Origin of the sequence: Streptomyces sp. NPDC127119 (assembly GCF_042677425.1) — a bacterium.
Taxonomy (GTDB): domain Bacteria; phylum Actinomycetota; class Actinomycetes; order Streptomycetales; family Streptomycetaceae; genus Streptomyces.
In genome coordinates this window covers 1-13,965 of the sequence record NZ_JBHXTO010000195.1, presented here as the reverse complement: position 1 = coordinate 13,965, position 13,965 = coordinate 1, and the positions used below count along the sequence as shown (strand labels likewise).

The 13,965-nt window shown below is 71.9% G+C and carries 14 protein-coding genes; 6 read left to right on the top strand and 8 right to left on the bottom strand.

Annotation, left to right across the window (positions count from 1 at the left end; genetic code table 11):
• Window positions 1-70: 70 nt before the first annotated feature.
• The 8 genes from ACFVH5_RS40930 to ACFVH5_RS40895 all read right to left on the bottom strand — a co-directional run bounded on the left by ACFVH5_RS40930 (window position 71) and on the right by ACFVH5_RS40895 (window position 8,164).
• Window positions 71-601, bottom strand: coding sequence for a cupin domain-containing protein (locus ACFVH5_RS40930; protein WP_385838761.1), 531 nt, complete (start codon window positions 599-601; stop codon window positions 71-73).
• Window positions 598-1,824, bottom strand: coding sequence for a cytochrome P450 (locus ACFVH5_RS40925; RefSeq protein WP_385838759.1), 1,227 nt, complete (start codon window positions 1,822-1,824; stop codon window positions 598-600). Before ACFVH5_RS40925 ends, ACFVH5_RS40930 begins: the two co-directional genes overlap by 4 nt.
• 1 nt (window position 1,825) lies before the next feature.
• On the bottom strand, window positions 1,826-2,890 hold the full coding sequence (locus ACFVH5_RS40920; RefSeq protein ID WP_384808972.1) for a type III polyketide synthase: 1,065 nt from the start codon (window positions 2,888-2,890) through the stop codon (window positions 1,826-1,828).
• 267 nt (window positions 2,891-3,157) lie between these two features.
• On the bottom strand, window positions 3,158-3,397 hold the full coding sequence (locus tag ACFVH5_RS40915) for a DUF6213 family protein (RefSeq protein WP_107018811.1): 240 nt from the start codon (window positions 3,395-3,397) through the stop codon (window positions 3,158-3,160).
• Between the two features lie 25 nt (window positions 3,398-3,422).
• On the bottom strand, window positions 3,423-4,808 hold the full coding sequence (locus ACFVH5_RS40910) for an NADP-dependent succinic semialdehyde dehydrogenase (RefSeq protein WP_385838758.1): 1,386 nt from the start codon (window positions 4,806-4,808) through the stop codon (window positions 3,423-3,425).
• A 150-nt stretch (window positions 4,809-4,958) separates the two neighbouring features.
• Window positions 4,959-5,432 carry an NUDIX domain-containing protein gene (locus ACFVH5_RS40905; protein WP_385838757.1) on the bottom strand — a complete coding sequence of 158 codons (474 nt, stop codon included), beginning with the start codon at window positions 5,430-5,432 and terminating at the stop codon, window positions 4,959-4,961.
• Entirely contained in the window at window positions 5,429-6,985 is a 1,557-nt protein-coding gene (locus tag ACFVH5_RS40900) for an ATP-dependent DNA ligase (RefSeq protein WP_385838755.1), read from the bottom strand. The genes ACFVH5_RS40905 and ACFVH5_RS40900 overlap by 4 nt, the downstream gene beginning before the upstream one ends.
• Window positions 6,986-7,225: 240 nt before the next feature.
• A complete protein-coding gene (locus ACFVH5_RS40895; protein ID WP_385838754.1) occupies window positions 7,226-8,164 on the bottom strand; it encodes an NAD(P)/FAD-dependent oxidoreductase in 939 nt (312 codons plus the stop codon).
• Window positions 8,165-8,241: 77 nt separating this feature from the next.
• On the opposite strand from ACFVH5_RS40895, the gene ACFVH5_RS40890 reads away from it, so the two are divergent.
• The 6 genes from ACFVH5_RS40890 (at window position 8,242) to ACFVH5_RS40865 (ending at window position 13,874) form a co-directional block, all read left to right on the top strand.
• Window positions 8,242-8,880, top strand: a complete 639-nt coding sequence (locus ACFVH5_RS40890; RefSeq protein ID WP_384808962.1) for a helix-turn-helix domain-containing protein — start codon at window positions 8,242-8,244, stop codon at window positions 8,878-8,880.
• A 206-nt stretch (window positions 8,881-9,086) separates the two neighbouring features.
• Complete coding sequence (locus ACFVH5_RS40885; RefSeq protein ID WP_385838753.1) at window positions 9,087-10,088, top strand: NADPH:quinone oxidoreductase family protein; 1,002 nt, start codon at window positions 9,087-9,089, stop codon at window positions 10,086-10,088.
• Entirely contained in the window at window positions 10,085-11,287 is a 1,203-nt protein-coding gene (locus ACFVH5_RS40880; protein WP_385838752.1) for an acyl-CoA dehydrogenase family protein, read from the top strand. The genes ACFVH5_RS40885 and ACFVH5_RS40880 overlap by 4 nt, the downstream gene beginning before the upstream one ends.
• Window positions 11,284-12,396, top strand: a complete 1,113-nt coding sequence (locus ACFVH5_RS40875; protein WP_385838751.1) for an acyl-CoA dehydrogenase family protein — start codon at window positions 11,284-11,286, stop codon at window positions 12,394-12,396. The genes ACFVH5_RS40880 and ACFVH5_RS40875 overlap by 4 nt, the downstream gene beginning before the upstream one ends.
• Window positions 12,397-12,668: 272 nt before the next feature.
• On the top strand, window positions 12,669-13,535 hold the full coding sequence (locus ACFVH5_RS40870) for a phosphatidylinositol-specific phospholipase C/glycerophosphodiester phosphodiesterase family protein (protein WP_385838750.1): 867 nt from the start codon (window positions 12,669-12,671) through the stop codon (window positions 13,533-13,535).
• Between the two features lie 144 nt (window positions 13,536-13,679).
• Window positions 13,680-13,874 (top strand): hypothetical protein, encoded by a 195-nt coding sequence (locus tag ACFVH5_RS40865; RefSeq protein ID WP_107018929.1) that lies wholly within the window; start codon window positions 13,680-13,682, stop codon window positions 13,872-13,874.
• Window positions 13,875-13,965: the final 91 nt, after the last annotated feature.

Here is a 13,965-nt window from a genome sequence, read left to right as displayed (position 1 = left end):
TAGGTATCTAGGGGCGCGGGGAACTGCGCGGGCGACCCCCACCGGCCCGCACTGTGCCGGCCGGCGGACGCTATCCGTGGCGCAACGGCGTCAGTTGCTCGATGTCGTACTTCGACCGCAGCTCGGCGATCGCCGCCGCGTCCGGCGAACCCCCCGCGTCGAGGATCCGCAGAAGCTCATCGAAATACCGTTCGTGATCCGGCGGCGGCGACGCCTGGAAGAACATCTTCGCCGGACTGTCCGTCGGGTTCGCGAACGCGTGCGGACAGCCCGGCGGCACGACGATCACCGTCCCCGGCGTCGCCCGCACCACCCGGTTGCCGGAATTCGACTGCCACCGCTGCCAGTTGTCCCGCGTCCGCACCAACGGCTCGAAGGCGAGCACGTCCAGCTCGCCTTCGAGGACGTAGAACAGTTCCTCGCTGCGTGTGTGGACGTGCGCGCCGACGTCGAAGCCGGGCGGCACGACCACCTCGAAACTGGACGCCGCCCGGGAGTGCGTACCGGTCACCTTGAAGGTCACGTGCTGGGCCGGCGTCCGTACCGTACGGCCGTGCCCCGGTGGCACCAGCAGACCCTCGGGCGGCGTGAGCGCGGTCACCAGGTGACGGGCAGAGCCTCGGGCCCGCGGATCAGCGCGCCGCGCCGCCACGGCACCTCGTCCGCCGAGACGGACAGCCGCAGCGTCGGAATCCGGTCGAGGAGCGTGTTCACCATCAGTTCCGACTCCAGGCGGGCGAGCATGCCGCCCACGCAGTAGTGCGGACCGTGCCCGAACGCCACATGCGGGTTGGCGGCGCGGTCGAAGTCGATCCGGTCGGGGTCGGGGAAGACGTCCGGGTCCCGGTTGGCAGCCAGGTAGGACACGTAGATCGGGTCGTCCTTCTTGATCCGTACGCCGTGCAGGACGACGTCCTCCGTGGCGATCCGGGAGAGCCCGACGGCGTTGCGGTGCGGGATGTACCGCAGCAGTTCGTCGAGGGCCTGCGGGCGCAGCGACGGCTCGTCGCGCAGCCGGTCGAACAGCGCCGGCCTGGTCATGAGGATGTACAGCATCTGGCCGGTGTTGTTGGTGACGGCCTCGCCGCCGATCTGGATCGGGCCCGCGAGCGCCACCGCCTCCTCCTCGGTGATGTCGCCCCGGCCGACCGCCGCGCCGAGCAGCGAGGTGACGTCCTCGCCGGTCGCGCCGCGGCGCTCGGCGATGAGCTTGGCGAAGTACACCTCCATGTCCCGCTTGGCCCGCTCGCTGGCCTGCGCGCCCTGGCTGGAGGAGAGGATCGACTGCGTCCAGGTGTGCAGCGTCTGCCGGTCCTCGGCCGGGACACCCATCAGCTCGCAGATGACGGTCATGGGGAAGGGGGCCAGGACCCGGTCGATCAGATCGGCCGGGGGACCGTCCCGGAGCATGTCGTCGACCATGGTGTCCAGGGTCTGGCGGGCGTTCTCCCGCAGGCGCTCGACGCCGCGCGAGGTGAACGCCGCGTTCACCGCCCTGCGCAGCCGGGCGTGGTCGGGCTTGTCGACGAAGCTCATCGCGCCCGCCGCCGGGATGAAGTGCGGTGCCAGCCGGGTGACCTGTCGGCCGAGCACCTTCGCCCGGCTGAACCGCGGGTCGTTCGTCACCAGCCGTACGTCGTCGTAGCGCGTGACCAGCCAGGCCCAGCCCTCGCCGTTGGGCAGCTGGATCCGGTTGATGGGTCCCTCGCGCATCAGCTCGGACAGGACGGGGTCGAAGTCGACCCCGGTCAGGTCCAGGGCGGGCCAGTGCCGTACCGGGGGCGCTGCCGCGGTCTCTTGGTCCAGGGTCAGGTCAGAGGTCATGTCACGCCGTCATTTCGCTCGTGCGGTGCCAGCGGCCCAGCGCCATCTCGGCGGTGATCCCCGGCCCGAAGCCGGCGAGCAGTCCGCGCGCCTTGTGATGGGAGCCCCCCTCGTCGAACAGCCTGCGCAGTGCGTCGAGGACGACAGCGCTGGCGATGTTCCCGTACTCGGTGAGCGTCGCCCGGCTGAACCGGAAGGCCTCCGGTGCCACTTGGAGGAACTTGCTGAGGTCGTCGAGGATCCGCGGACCCCCGGCGTGGATGATGTAGAAGTCCAGGTCGGAGGCGTCCCAGCCGTGCAGCCCTGCCAGGTTGTGCAGGGCGGGGGCGAGCGGTTCCATGGTGGCCGGCACCCGCTTGTCCAGCAGGAAGTGGAAGCCGGTGGCCCGTACGTCGTACATGATCCAGTCCTCGGTCTTGGGGATCAGGTACGAGCCGTTGCGCTCCAGCAGGATGCCCTCGCCGCCCTGTCCGCGGACCACCGCGGCGGCGATCCCGTCGCCGAACAGGCCGTTGCACAGCAGCGAGCCGACGCCCAGGTCGGTGGGCTGGTAGCACAGCGAGCAGAACTCGCAGGCCACGATGAGCGCGTTGGCCTCGGGGTAGGCCGTGCAGAAGTCGTGCGCCCGGTTGATCGCGGCGCCCCCGGCGGCGCAGCCGAGCTGCGCGATGGGTATCTGGCGGGTGTCGCTGCTGAACCCCATGGCGTTGATCAGCCAGGCCGTCATCGACGGCATCATGAAGCCTGTGCACGAGACGTAGATGATCACGTCGATGTCGGTGGCCAGGACCTCCGCGTCGTCGAGCGCGCGCTGTACGACGGCCGGCACACGGGCCTTCGCCTCGGCCGTGTACACCTTGTTGCGTTCCTCGAAGCCGGGGTGCTTCAGGGTCTCCTCGATGGGCTGCACGATGTGCCGGGTGCGTACACCGGTGTTCTCGATCAGCCGCAGCGCGAGCGGCAGTTGGGGGTGATCGGGGTGGCGGGAGCGCGCCAGCTCAAGCGTCTCCTCCATCGTGATCACGTATTCCGGAACAGAGACCGCGGGTCTGCACAAAGTCGCCATGTGCCTGCGCCTTCTCTCGCCCGCCGGGAACTCCCTCTCCCGGACGGAAGGGTGGTCCCACCACGATCACCCGAGAAGTCCCGTTTATCGCGCCGGACTACTCCAGACCGGGGACAAGCCCCACCAGGGGCGCGGGGGAACGGCGCAGTCTCTTGCCTTTCAGGGGCGCGGGGAACGGCGCAGTCTTTTCGCCCTTGAGGGGCGCGGGGAACTGCGCGACCAGCCCCCACGCACCCGCAGTGCACGGACGGCCTCAAACACACCCCCTCAGCCGGAGGCACCTCCACTGCTGTGCGCGATGCACGCCACATCGATGCGGTCGGCAAGCTTGGCCAGCTCGATGGTCAGCGCGGCCACCGTGTCCTCGTCGAGCCCGTCCTCCCCGGCCTCGACGAGATGCAGCCACCGTCCCCCCATCGTGCGCAGCAGCTTGCTCACATCGGCGGCAGCCACCTGCAGGGTCCCGCGGTCGTCGACGATCAGGGGCAGGGTCACTTCGCGGTTCACACCGGGAATCGTAGCCGCGGAAGGCTCACGCTCCGTGCCATACGGTGGTGATGTTGCAGAACTCTCGGATTCCGTGACCCGACAGCTCACGCCCGTAGCCGGACCGCTTGACCCCGCCGAACGGGAACGCCGGGTGGGACGCGGTCATCCCGTTGAAGAAGACCCCGCCGGCCTCCAGATCCCGTACGAAACGGCCGGTCTCGGCCTCGTCGCGGGTCCAGACGTTGGAACTCAGCCCGAACGGCGTGTCGTTGGCGATGGCCACCGCCTCGTCGAGGTCGGCGGCACGGTAGAGCGTGGCGACCGGACCGAACGCCTCCTCGTGGTGGATGCGCATCTCGGGCGTGATGTCGGCGAGGACGGTCGGCGGGTAGTACCAGCCGTCCCCGTCGGGCCGCTCGCCGCCGCACAGCACGGTCGCGCCGCCCTCGACGGCGTCGTCGACGAGTTCCGTGAGGTCGTCGCGGCCCTGCTCGGTGGCGATCGGGCCGACGTCGGAGTTCTCGTCCAGGGGGTCGCCCACCGTGAGGGCCTTCATGGCCTCGGTGAAGCGTTCGGCGAAGGCGTCGAAGACGTCCGTGTGGACGATGAACCGCTTGGCGGCGATGCAGGACTGGCCGTTGTTCTGCACCCGGGCCGTCACGGCCGTCTTCGCGGCCTTGTCGATGTCCGCCGACGGCATCACCACGTACGGGTCGCTGCCGCCCAGCTCCAGGACGGTCTTCTTGACCTCGTCCCCGGCGACCGAGGCGACCGCGCGGCCCGCCGGTTCGCTGCCGGTCAGGGTGGCCGCCTTGATCCGCGGGTCGCGCAGGATGTCCTCGATGGCGCCCGAGCCGACGAGCAGCGTCTGGAAACAGCCCTCCGCGAAGCCCGCGCGGCGGAACAGGTCCTCCAGGTAGAGGGCGGTCTGCGGGACGTTCGAGGCGTGCTTGAGGAGTCCGACGTTGCCCGCCATCAGCGCGGGCGCGGCGAAGCGGATCACCTGCCAGAGCGGGAAGTTCCACGGCATGACGGCGAGGACCGGGCCGAGCGGGCGGTAGCGCACGAGGACGCGGGAGGCGCCGGAGTCCTCCGCGTCGTTCTTCGCGCCCTCCTCGTCGGCGAGGAGTTCCTCGGCGTGGTCGGCGTACCAGCGCATCGCCTTCCCGCACTTCGCCGCTTCGGCGCGGGCCTGTTTGACGGGCTTGCCCATCTCGGTGGTCATCGTCCGGCCGATGTCCGGTGCGTCGGCCTCCAGGAGGTCCGCCGCGCGGTGCATCAGCCGGGCGCGCTCCTCGAACGAGGTGGTGCGGTGCGTTCGGAACGCGGCCTCCGCGGTGGCGAGGCAGTGTTCGATCTCCTTGTCGTTCAGGGAGTCGTAGGTTTTCAGGGTTTCGCCTGTTGCCGGGTTCACCGTTGCGATGGGCATCGTGCTGGCCTCCTGAAGTCGTATGTCGGGTGCGGGTGCGGGTGCGGGTGCGGGTGCGGGTGAGGGTGCGTCGTGGCTGGTCGCGCAGTTCCCCGCGCCCCTCGAACGCGCCCTTCAGGGGCGCCCCGGAGAGGACGCGTGCCCCTCTCGTCAGCGCGTATGTGCTTCCAGACGGTCCAGGAACTCCGTCTGGGCCTTGATCAGGACCGCTCTTGCGCGGGTCAGGTCCAGCCACTCCACGCGGTCCAGTTCCGGGAACTCCTGGACGTGGCCCGAGCCGCGCGGCCACTCCATCGAGAAGGTGCCGGGGACCACGGCCGCCGGGTCGAGGTCCGCCTCGACGGCCCAGGCCGTGACGATCTTGCCGTTCGTCTGGGTGACCTCGCCGAGGGGGACGGGCTCGCCGTCGGGCGGTGGCAGGCCCAGTTCCTCCTGGAACTCACGGCGGGCCGCGTCCCAGGCCGGTTCGCCCGGCTCGTACTCGCCCTTCGGCACGGACCAGGCCCCGGCGTCGCGCCGCGCGAAGAACGGACCGCCCATGTGGCCCAGCAGCACCTCGGTACCGTGCTCGGTGCGGCGGAACAGGAGCAGGCCCGCGCTGCGTTTCGCGGCGGCCGGGGTCATGCGGCCACCCCCGGGTGTGCGGCGAGCACCGTTTCGACGGTGTCCGCCTCCGCGGGTGTCTTGTCCTCGCGGTAGCGCACGACCCGGGCGAACCTCAGGGCGACGCCCGCCGGATAGCGGGTGGAGCGCTGCAGACCGTCGTACGCGATCTCCACGACCAGTTCCGGGCGGACGGTCACCACGTAGCCACTCTCCTCGACGGGGGCGACGGCGAGTTCCTGGAGGCGCTCGGTCTGCCAGGCCAGCATCACGTCGGTGAGGCCCTTGAACGTCTTGCCCAGCATGGCGAACGTGCCGTCCGGTCTGCGGGCGCCCAGATGCAGGTTGGAGAGCTTGCCGGTGCGCCGCCCGCTGCCCCACTCGGCGGCCAGCACGACCAGGTCGAGCGTGTGGACGGGCTTGACCTTCAGCCAGGAGGCTCCGCGCCTGCCCGCGCTGTAGGGGGCGTCCAGGGACTTGAGGACGACGCCCTCGTGGCCGCGTGCGAGCGTGTCGGCGCCGAACCGTTCGGCGGCGGCCCGGACCGGCTCGTCCGTGGGATCCGGGACGAGGAGACGGCGTACGCGCATCGGCTCGGGGACCAGCCGGGCCAGCTCCGCGTGGCGGTCGGCGAACGGCAGGTCCAGCAGGTCCTGGCCGTCCACCGACAGGGCGTCGAAGAAGACGGGGGAGACGGGCACGGCCTCGGCGGCGGTCGCCACATCCAGCCGGGAGCCCACGCGGCCCGCGGTCTCCTGGAAGGGCCGGGGCCGTCCGTCGTCGTCGAGCGCGATGACCTCGCCGTCCAGGATGAAGCGGTCGACCTTCAACTCCCGTGCGGCGTGCGTGATCTCGGGCAGCCGGTCGGTGATGTCGTCGAGGGTGCGCGTGTAGACGCGTACCTCGTCGCCGTCGCGGTGCACCTGGACGCGGATGCCGTCGAGCTTCTCCTCCACCACGCAGGCGCCGAGCTTGTCGAGCGCTTCTGCGACGGAGGGGGCGCTGTGCGCCAGCATCGGCAGGACGGGCCGGCCGACGGTGAGGCTGAATTCCTCCAGTGCCCCGGGTCCGTCGGCCAGCAGCCGCTCGGCCACGGTCTGCAGCGAACCCGCCAGCATCACGGCCCTGCGTACGTCCGCGGAGGGTGCGTCCGTCGCCCGGGCGAGCCCTTCGACCGCGACGGCGTCGAGGGCGCCCTGCCGCACCTCGCCGCCGATCAGCGCGCGCAGGAACTTCTGCTCCGGCTCGGTGGCCGCGCCCATCAACTCCCCGACGAGCCGCGCCCGTTCCGCCTGCGAGCCGGTACCGGAGACGGCGCCGAGAGCGGTCAGGCGGCTGTCCACCTCCCGCACGGTCAGGCTCGGCTCCCCGGCCGGCGGGACGGACGCGCCGAGGAGTTTCCAGCCGACACCGAGCCGCCCCTGGGGCAGGCGGCCCGCCAGATACGGGATGACGATCGGCACGTCGTCCGCCTCCGCGTCCCGGAACAGCTCCGCGAGCAGAGCGACCTTCCGGGACCGCGCCGAGGTGGCGGCGACCTCCTGGGACACATTGGCGAGCCGGGACAGCAGCATGAAGTCATCGTGCTACGGAGATGCCCGGACTACACCTGGGCGGACGGGCCCGCGGGCCGGAAGGGCGCGCTCCTGGGCCCCGGCGGACGGCTCCTGCTGCCGGGCCCGGCAGCCGCCACGCCGGAGCGCGGAGTGCGCTGGCGTGCGCTGCCGTGCGATGGCGAGGCTGCGCCGCCATGATCGAACGGGGCCGTACCGTGACGCCCGGACGGGGCGTACCGCCATGTCCGGACGGTCACGTCACCGCACCCGTACCGCCGCGTCCAGGTCCGCGAACAGCAGTTCTCCGTTGATCGTGGCTCCGGCGCGGTAGCCGCCGCTCGCCGCGTTCACGACCTGTTCGCCGAAGCCGATCGCGTTGCCCGCCGCCCAGACGCCCGGCACGCTGGTCAGGCCCGTCGGGTCGACCGCGGCGTACGAGCCGAACGGGGTCTCCTGGAGGTCGGCGCCCAGCTGTTCCAGCAGGCCGGTGCGGGGGACCGGCCTGGGCGCGACGAACAGCACCGAGCGCTCGTGGGCCGTGCCGTCCGCCAGCCGGACCGCGGTCAGCCGGTCGTCGACGACGTCGAGTCCCGCGACCTCGCCCGGCACCACGGCGACCCCGGCCGCCGCGAGCCTGCGCAGATCCTCGTCCGCCAGCTCCTCCTCCGCGACCGTGTGCAGGAACAGGGTCACGTCCTTGGACCACTGGGAGACCATCAGCGCCTGGTGTACGCCCATCGGGGTCGTCGCCAGCACGCCGAAGGCCTGGTCCCGCACCTCCCAGCCGTGGCAGTACGGACAGTGCAGGACGTCCCGGCCGAAGCGCTCGGCGACCCCCGGCACGGACGGCAGCTCGTCCGCGAGGCCGGTGGCGACGACCAGCCGGCGCCCGTGCACCCCGCGCCCTGAGCCGAGCGTCACGTCGAACTCGCCGTCCGCGTCCCGCGCCACGTCCACCGCGAGATCCCGGACGAGCTCGACGCCGTACCGGGCGATCTCCTCGCGCCCCGCGGCCAGGAACTCGGCCGGTGACATGCCGTCCCGGGTCAGATAGCCCTGCATGTGGGCGGCGGGCGCGTTGCGCGGCTCGCCCCCGTCGATCACGAGCACGCTCCGGCGTGCGCGCCCCAGGACGAGCGCCGCGGACAGTCCCGCCGCGCCCCCGCCGACGACGACCACTTCATACGTATCGGTCACGGTGACCACCTCCACCCAGAAGGTCGCCCCACGGCACCCGTATTGACAAATGGCTTTGCCGAAACTGCAATAAGGGCATGAGTGAGCACAAGGACCACGAAGAGCCCGGGGAGCAGGGCGACCGTGACACGGAGGGTGTCCTCGCGGAGGTCGGGCCCCGGCTGCGCCGGGTCCGCAAGGAGCGTGGCGCCACCCTCGCGGGCCTGTCCACCGCCACCGGCATCTCCGTGAGCACCCTCTCCCGCCTGGAGTCCGGCCTGCGCAAACCCAGCCTGGAACTGCTGCTGCCCATCGCCCGGGCCCACCAGGTGCCCCTCGACGAACTCGTCGGGGCGCCCCAGGTCGGCGACCCGCGCGTCCGGGCGGCCAAGCCGATCGTCATGCACGGCCGGACGCACTGGCCGCTCACCCGCCAGCCGGGCGGCCTGCAGGCCTACAAGGTGCTGGAGCCGAAGCGCAAGGACGAGCCGGAGCCGCGTACGCACGAGGGCTACGAGTGGCTGTACGTGCTCTCCGGGCGGCTGCGCCTGGTGCTCGGCGAGCATGACGTCGTACTCGGCGCGGGGGAGGCGGCCGAGTTCGACACCCGCGTGCCCCACTGGTTCGGGTCGACGGGGGAGGGGCCGGTGGAGTTCCTGAGCCTCTTCGGCCGGCAGGGGGAGCGGATGCATGTGCGGGCGCGGCCGAAGCGGGGTGGCGGCGGGCAGGCCGGCTGACGTCGGTTGCGCCGTTCCCCGCGCCCCTGGGGGTTTGGGGGCACCGTGGGCCTGAAGGTGTGGGGCCGACTGGTGTGGGCGTGCGCCGTTCCCCGCGCCCCTGGAACCCGCGGCCCCTGCCTGTTCCCTGCACGGCAAGCGACCGCTTAGTATGCAGTTGACCCCGAGGCGCGAACAGAACAGACCCAGTCCCGTGGAGGCCCCGCATGCAGGCATGGCAAGTGCACGAGAACGGTGAGCCCGGCGAGGTGATGCGGCTCGCGGAGGTGGAGCGGCCCGTCCCCGGTGACGGCCAGGTCCTGCTCAAGGTGCGCGCGGCGAACATCAACTTCCCGGACGTCCTGATGTGCCGCGGGCAGTACCAGGTCAGGCCGCCGATGCCGTACACGCCAGGGGTGGAGATCTGCGGCGAGACCGAGGACGGCCGACGGGTCGTCGCCAACCCCGCGCTGCCGTACGGCGGCTTCGCCGAGTACGCCGTCGCGGACGCCGCGGCCCTGCTGCCCGCGCCCGAGGCGCTGGACGACGCCGAGGCCGCCGCCCTGCACATCGGCTACCAGACCGGCTGGTTCGGCCTGCACCGGCGGGCCCGCCTGGAGGCCGGCGAGACGCTGCTCGTCCACGCTGCCGCAGGAGGGGTCGGCAGCGCGGCGGTGCAGCTCGGGAAGGCGGCGGGGGCGACCGTCATCGGTGTCGTGGGCGGCGCGGACAAGGCCGCGGTCGCCCGCGAGCTGGGCTGCGACGTCGTCGTGGACCGGCGCGCCGAGGACGTCGTCGCCGCCGTCAAGGCGGCCACCGGCGGCCGGGGCGCCGATGTCGTCTACGACCCCGTCGGCGGGGACGCCTACACGCAGTCCGCCAAGCTCGTCGCCTTCGAGGGCCGGATCGTGGTCGTCGGCTTCGCCAGCGGCACGATCCCCAGCCCGGGGCTCAACCACGCACTCGTGAAGAACTACTCGATCATGGGCCTGCACTGGGGCCTGTACAACACCAAGGACCCGAAGCTGGTCCTGCGCTGCCACGAGCAGCTCACCGAGCTGGCCGCCCGCGGCGCGATCAGGCCGCTCGTCAGTGAGCGCGTGCCGCTGGCCGGTGCCGCCGACGCCGTCCAGCGGGTCGCCGACGGTGTCACCACGGGCCGGGTCACCGTGCTCCCCGCCCTCGGGACCGTCGCCGAGGGCACGAGCGAGAACGGGGCCGCGGCATGACCGACACCGTGAACGGGGCGGTGGACGCCGCCGAACTGCGCCGCCGCACACAGGAGTTGCTGGCCGCGCACCCGGTCGACGGTACGGACCGGGTGGACTTCCTCAAGGCCCGTTTCGACGCGGGACTCGCCTGGGTGCACTACCCGGAGGGTCTCGGCGGCCTCGGCGCGCCGCGCTCCCTCCAGGCCGTCGTGGACACCGAGTTGGAGGCCGCGGGGGCTCCCGACAACGACCCGCGGCGCATCGGCATCGGCCTCGGCATGGCCGCGCCGACGGTCCTCGGCTACGGCACCGAGGAGCAGAAGAACCGCTTCCTGCGGCCCCTGTGGGTCGGCGAGGAGGTCTGGTGCCAGCTGTTCAGCGAGCCGGGCGCGGGCTCCGACCTGGCGGCCCTCGGCACGCGCGCCGTGAAGGACGGCGACGAGTGGGTGGTCAACGGCCAGAAGGTGTGGACCTCCAGCGCCCACCTCGCCCGCTGGGCCATCCTCATCGCCCGGACCGACCCGGACGCGCCCAAGCACCGCGGCATCACCTACTTCGTCTGCGACATGACCGACCCCGGTGTCGAGGTGCGGCCACTGCGCCAGATCACCGGCGAGGCCGAGTTCAACGAGGTGTTCCTCACCGACGTCCGCATCCCCGACGCACACCGCCTCGGCGAGGTCGGCGACGGCTGGCGGGTTGCGCAGACCACGCTCATGAACGAGCGGGTCTCCATCGGCGGCATGCGCATCCCGCGCGAGGGCGGCATGATCGGCCCGGTCTCCAGGACCTGGCGCGAACGCCCCGACCTGCGCACCCATGACCTGCACCAGCGCCTGCTGAAACTGTGGGTCGAGGCCGAGGTGGCCCGGCTCACCGGTGAACGCCTGCGCCAGCAGATGGTCGCGGGACAGCCCGGCCCCGAGGGCTCCGGCATGAAACTCGCGTTCGCCCGCCTCAACCAGGAGATCAGCGGCCTGGAGGTCGAACTCCTCGGCGAGGAAGGCCTGCTGTACGAGGACTGGACGATGCGCCGGCCCGACAAGGTCGACTTCACCGGCCGTGACGCCGGCTACCGCTATCTCCGCTCCAAGGGCAACAGCATCGAGGGCGGGACCAGCGAGGTCCTGCTGAACATCGTCGCCGAACGCGTGCTGGGGCTGCCCTCCGAGCCGCGTACCGACAAGGACGTCGCCTGGAAGGACCTGGCCCGATGACAGCGCAGACAACGCAGCGCGCACAGCCCGACCTGCTGTACTCGGAGGAGGAAGAGGCGCTGCGCGCCGCCGTCCGCGACCTGCTCGCCGACCACTGCGACCCGGCGGACGTCATCGCCCGTACGGAGTCCGGTGCGCCGCACGACCGCGAGGCGTGGAAGGCCCTCGCCGAGGGCATGGGCCTCGCGGGCCTGCTGGTGCCCGAGGCGCTGGGCGGCCAGGGTGCCACGCACCGCGAAGCCGCCGTCGTCATGGAGGAGCTGGGCCGGGCGGTCGCTCCCGTGCCGTATCTGACGAGTGCGGTCGTCGCCACCGAGGCGCTGCTGGCGTGCGACGCCGACGACCTCCTCACCGAGCTGGCGTCCGGCCGCCGCATCGGCGTCCTCGCCGTCGCCCTGAACACCGCTCCCGGCGGCGCCCACCGGACCGTACGGGTCGAAGGCGGCCTCCTGCGCGGGGAGTTGACCGGCGTCGCGGACGCGGTCGCCGCCGACGTGCTGCTCGTCCCCGCCGAGGACGGCGGCCTGTACGCGGTCGACGCGGACGCCGTGACCGTCACCCCGCAGGTGTCCCTGGACCTGACCCGGCCGGTCGCGACGGTCGTCCTCGACGGGGTGGAGGCGCGCCGGATCGGCGATGCCGCCCCCGCCGTGCGACGGGCCCTGCGGGCCGGTGCCGGACTGCTCGCCTCCGAGCAACTGGGCCTGGCGGAGGGGTCGTTGACGGAGACGGTCCGCTATCTGAAGGAGCGCAAGCAGTTCAACCGGCCGGTCGGCGGCTTCCAGGCGCTCAAGCACCGGCTCGCCCAGCTCTGGCTGGAGACCGTCCACACGCGCGCCGCGGCACGCAACGCGGCCGACGCGCTGGCCGGCGGGAGCGGGGACAGTACGGAGGTGGACGTGGCGGTGGCCCTCGCCCAGGCGTACGCGGCGCCCGTCGCCGTCCATGCCGCCGAGGAGGCGCTCCAGTTGCACGCCGGTATCGGCATGACCTGGGAGCACCCGGTGCACCTCTACCTGAAGAGGGCCAAGGCCGACTCGATCGCGTACGGCACGGCGGGCAGCCACCGGGAGGCACTGGCCGGGCTGGTGGACCTCCAGGCTCCCTGACCGACCCGCCGACCCGCCGACTCACCGATTCGCCGACTCACCTGCACGCAGTGCGCGAAGGCCCGCTTCTGCCCCCTGGGGACGCCCCTGAGGGCGGGAGCGGGCCTTCCTGTGCAGGTGCCGGCCGGTGAAGTGAACGCACCACGGCAGTCCGGCCAACTCCCCGCACGGCTCTGCTCCTTGGGCATGTCCACGCCGCATACTCTCCCCAGTCCCGATTTCGTCGGCCCGGGGCGCCCGTGGCCCCGTACGGCATTCCCAGGGAGGCAGACATGGCCCTCACCACCCGTCGCAGAGCCCTCACCACCCTCGCCGCCGGACTGGCGGGCGGTATCGCCCTGCCCGCGTACGCACAGGCGAGCGAGGACAGGCACCGCCCGCGCCCGCTGTGGCGTGCCCACGCCCACAACGACTATCTCCACCCCCGGCCCCTGTTCGACGCGCTCGACCACCGCTTCGGCAGCGTCGAGGCCGACATCTACCTCGTCGACGGCCAACTCCTCGTCGCCCACGACCCGGTGGAGCTGGACCCGGCCCGTACCCTGGAATCCCTCTACCTGAAGCCCCTCGCCGCCCGCGTGAAGGCCAACGGCGGCTCGGTGTACCGGGTGTACCGCAAGCCCCTCCAGCTGCTGATCGACATCAAGACCGAGGGCTCGGCCACATACCTCGAACTGGACCGCCGACTGCGCCGCCACCGGCACCTGTTCACCACGTACGCCCATGGCCGCGTCCACCCCGGCGCGGTGACCGCCGTGATCTCCGGCGACCGGGCCGCCCGGGTGCCCATGGAGGCCCAGACCGTACGGCACGCCTTCTACGACGGCCGCCTCCTCGACCTGCTGGCCCCCGCCCCGGCCCCGGCCTCCTTCATCCCGCTGATCAGCGACAACTGGACGCTCAACTTCACCTGGCAGGGCGTCGGCACGTTCCCCGAGGCCGAGCGGCAGAAGCTGCGCGGGATCATCCTGGCCGCGCACTCCCGGGGGCAGAAGGTCCGCTTCTGGGCCACCCCGGACCTGGCGGGCCCCGCCCGTGACGCGGTCTGGAGCGAACTGCTCGCCGCGGACGCCGACTACTTCAACACCGACGACCTCGCGGGCCTGGAAGCCTTCCTGGACGCCCACCGGGGGGCCTGACCGGGGCGCGGGTCCGGCCCAGCGCCGTCACACGCAGTCAACACACGTTCGGCGGACACGTCAGCCGCACGGACGAACCCCCCGCTACGCCACACTTGCGGCCGAAAGCCGCGATGTGGCGTGGCGTGGCGGAGGAGGTTGACGGTGGCTATTTCCATCTCTGTGGTGCTGCTGCTCGTGATTCTGACGGTGGTCTTCCTGCGCAACGGCGCGCTGAAGCTCTCGCACGCGGTGGTCTGCGTCCTGCTCGGCTTCTATCTCGCGAGCACCAGCATGGCGCCGACCATCCACGACGGGATGACGGCGACGGCCGACATCGTCAGCAGCCTCAGGCCCTAGGGCCTGTCGTCAAATTCCCGACGTCCGCCCGGAGGGCGGGCCGGGCGGCGTCTGGTGCGTGCTCTCGGTGTGCCGGGCGGAAGCCCTCGTA

What these genes read in the sequence shown, in the direction of transcription:
- ACFVH5_RS40925 (WP_385838759.1), bottom strand. Translation starts at nt 1,824, where the DNA reads ATGACCTCTGACCTGACCCTGGACCAAGAGACCGCGGCAGCGCCCCCG.
- ACFVH5_RS40920 (WP_384808972.1), bottom strand. Translation starts at nt 2,890, where the DNA reads ATGGCGACTTTGTGCAGACCCGCGGTCTCTGTTCCGGAATACGTGATC.
- ACFVH5_RS40910 (WP_385838758.1), bottom strand. Translation starts at nt 4,808, where the DNA reads ATGCCCATCGCAACGGTGAACCCGGCAACAGGCGAAACCCTGAAAACC.
- ACFVH5_RS40905 (WP_385838757.1), bottom strand. Translation starts at nt 5,432, where the DNA reads ATGACCCCGGCCGCCGCGAAACGCAGCGCGGGCCTGCTCCTGTTCCGC.
- ACFVH5_RS40900 (WP_385838755.1), bottom strand. Translation starts at nt 6,985, where the DNA reads ATGCTGCTGTCCCGGCTCGCCAATGTGTCCCAGGAGGTCGCCGCCACC.
- ACFVH5_RS40890 (WP_384808962.1), top strand. Translation starts at nt 8,242, where the DNA reads ATGAGTGAGCACAAGGACCACGAAGAGCCCGGGGAGCAGGGCGACCGT.
- ACFVH5_RS40885 (WP_385838753.1), top strand. Translation starts at nt 9,087, where the DNA reads ATGCAGGCATGGCAAGTGCACGAGAACGGTGAGCCCGGCGAGGTGATG.
- ACFVH5_RS40880 (WP_385838752.1), top strand. Translation starts at nt 10,085, where the DNA reads ATGACCGACACCGTGAACGGGGCGGTGGACGCCGCCGAACTGCGCCGC.
- ACFVH5_RS40875 (WP_385838751.1), top strand. Translation starts at nt 11,284, where the DNA reads ATGACAGCGCAGACAACGCAGCGCGCACAGCCCGACCTGCTGTACTCG.
- ACFVH5_RS40870 (WP_385838750.1), top strand. Translation starts at nt 12,669, where the DNA reads ATGGCCCTCACCACCCGTCGCAGAGCCCTCACCACCCTCGCCGCCGGA.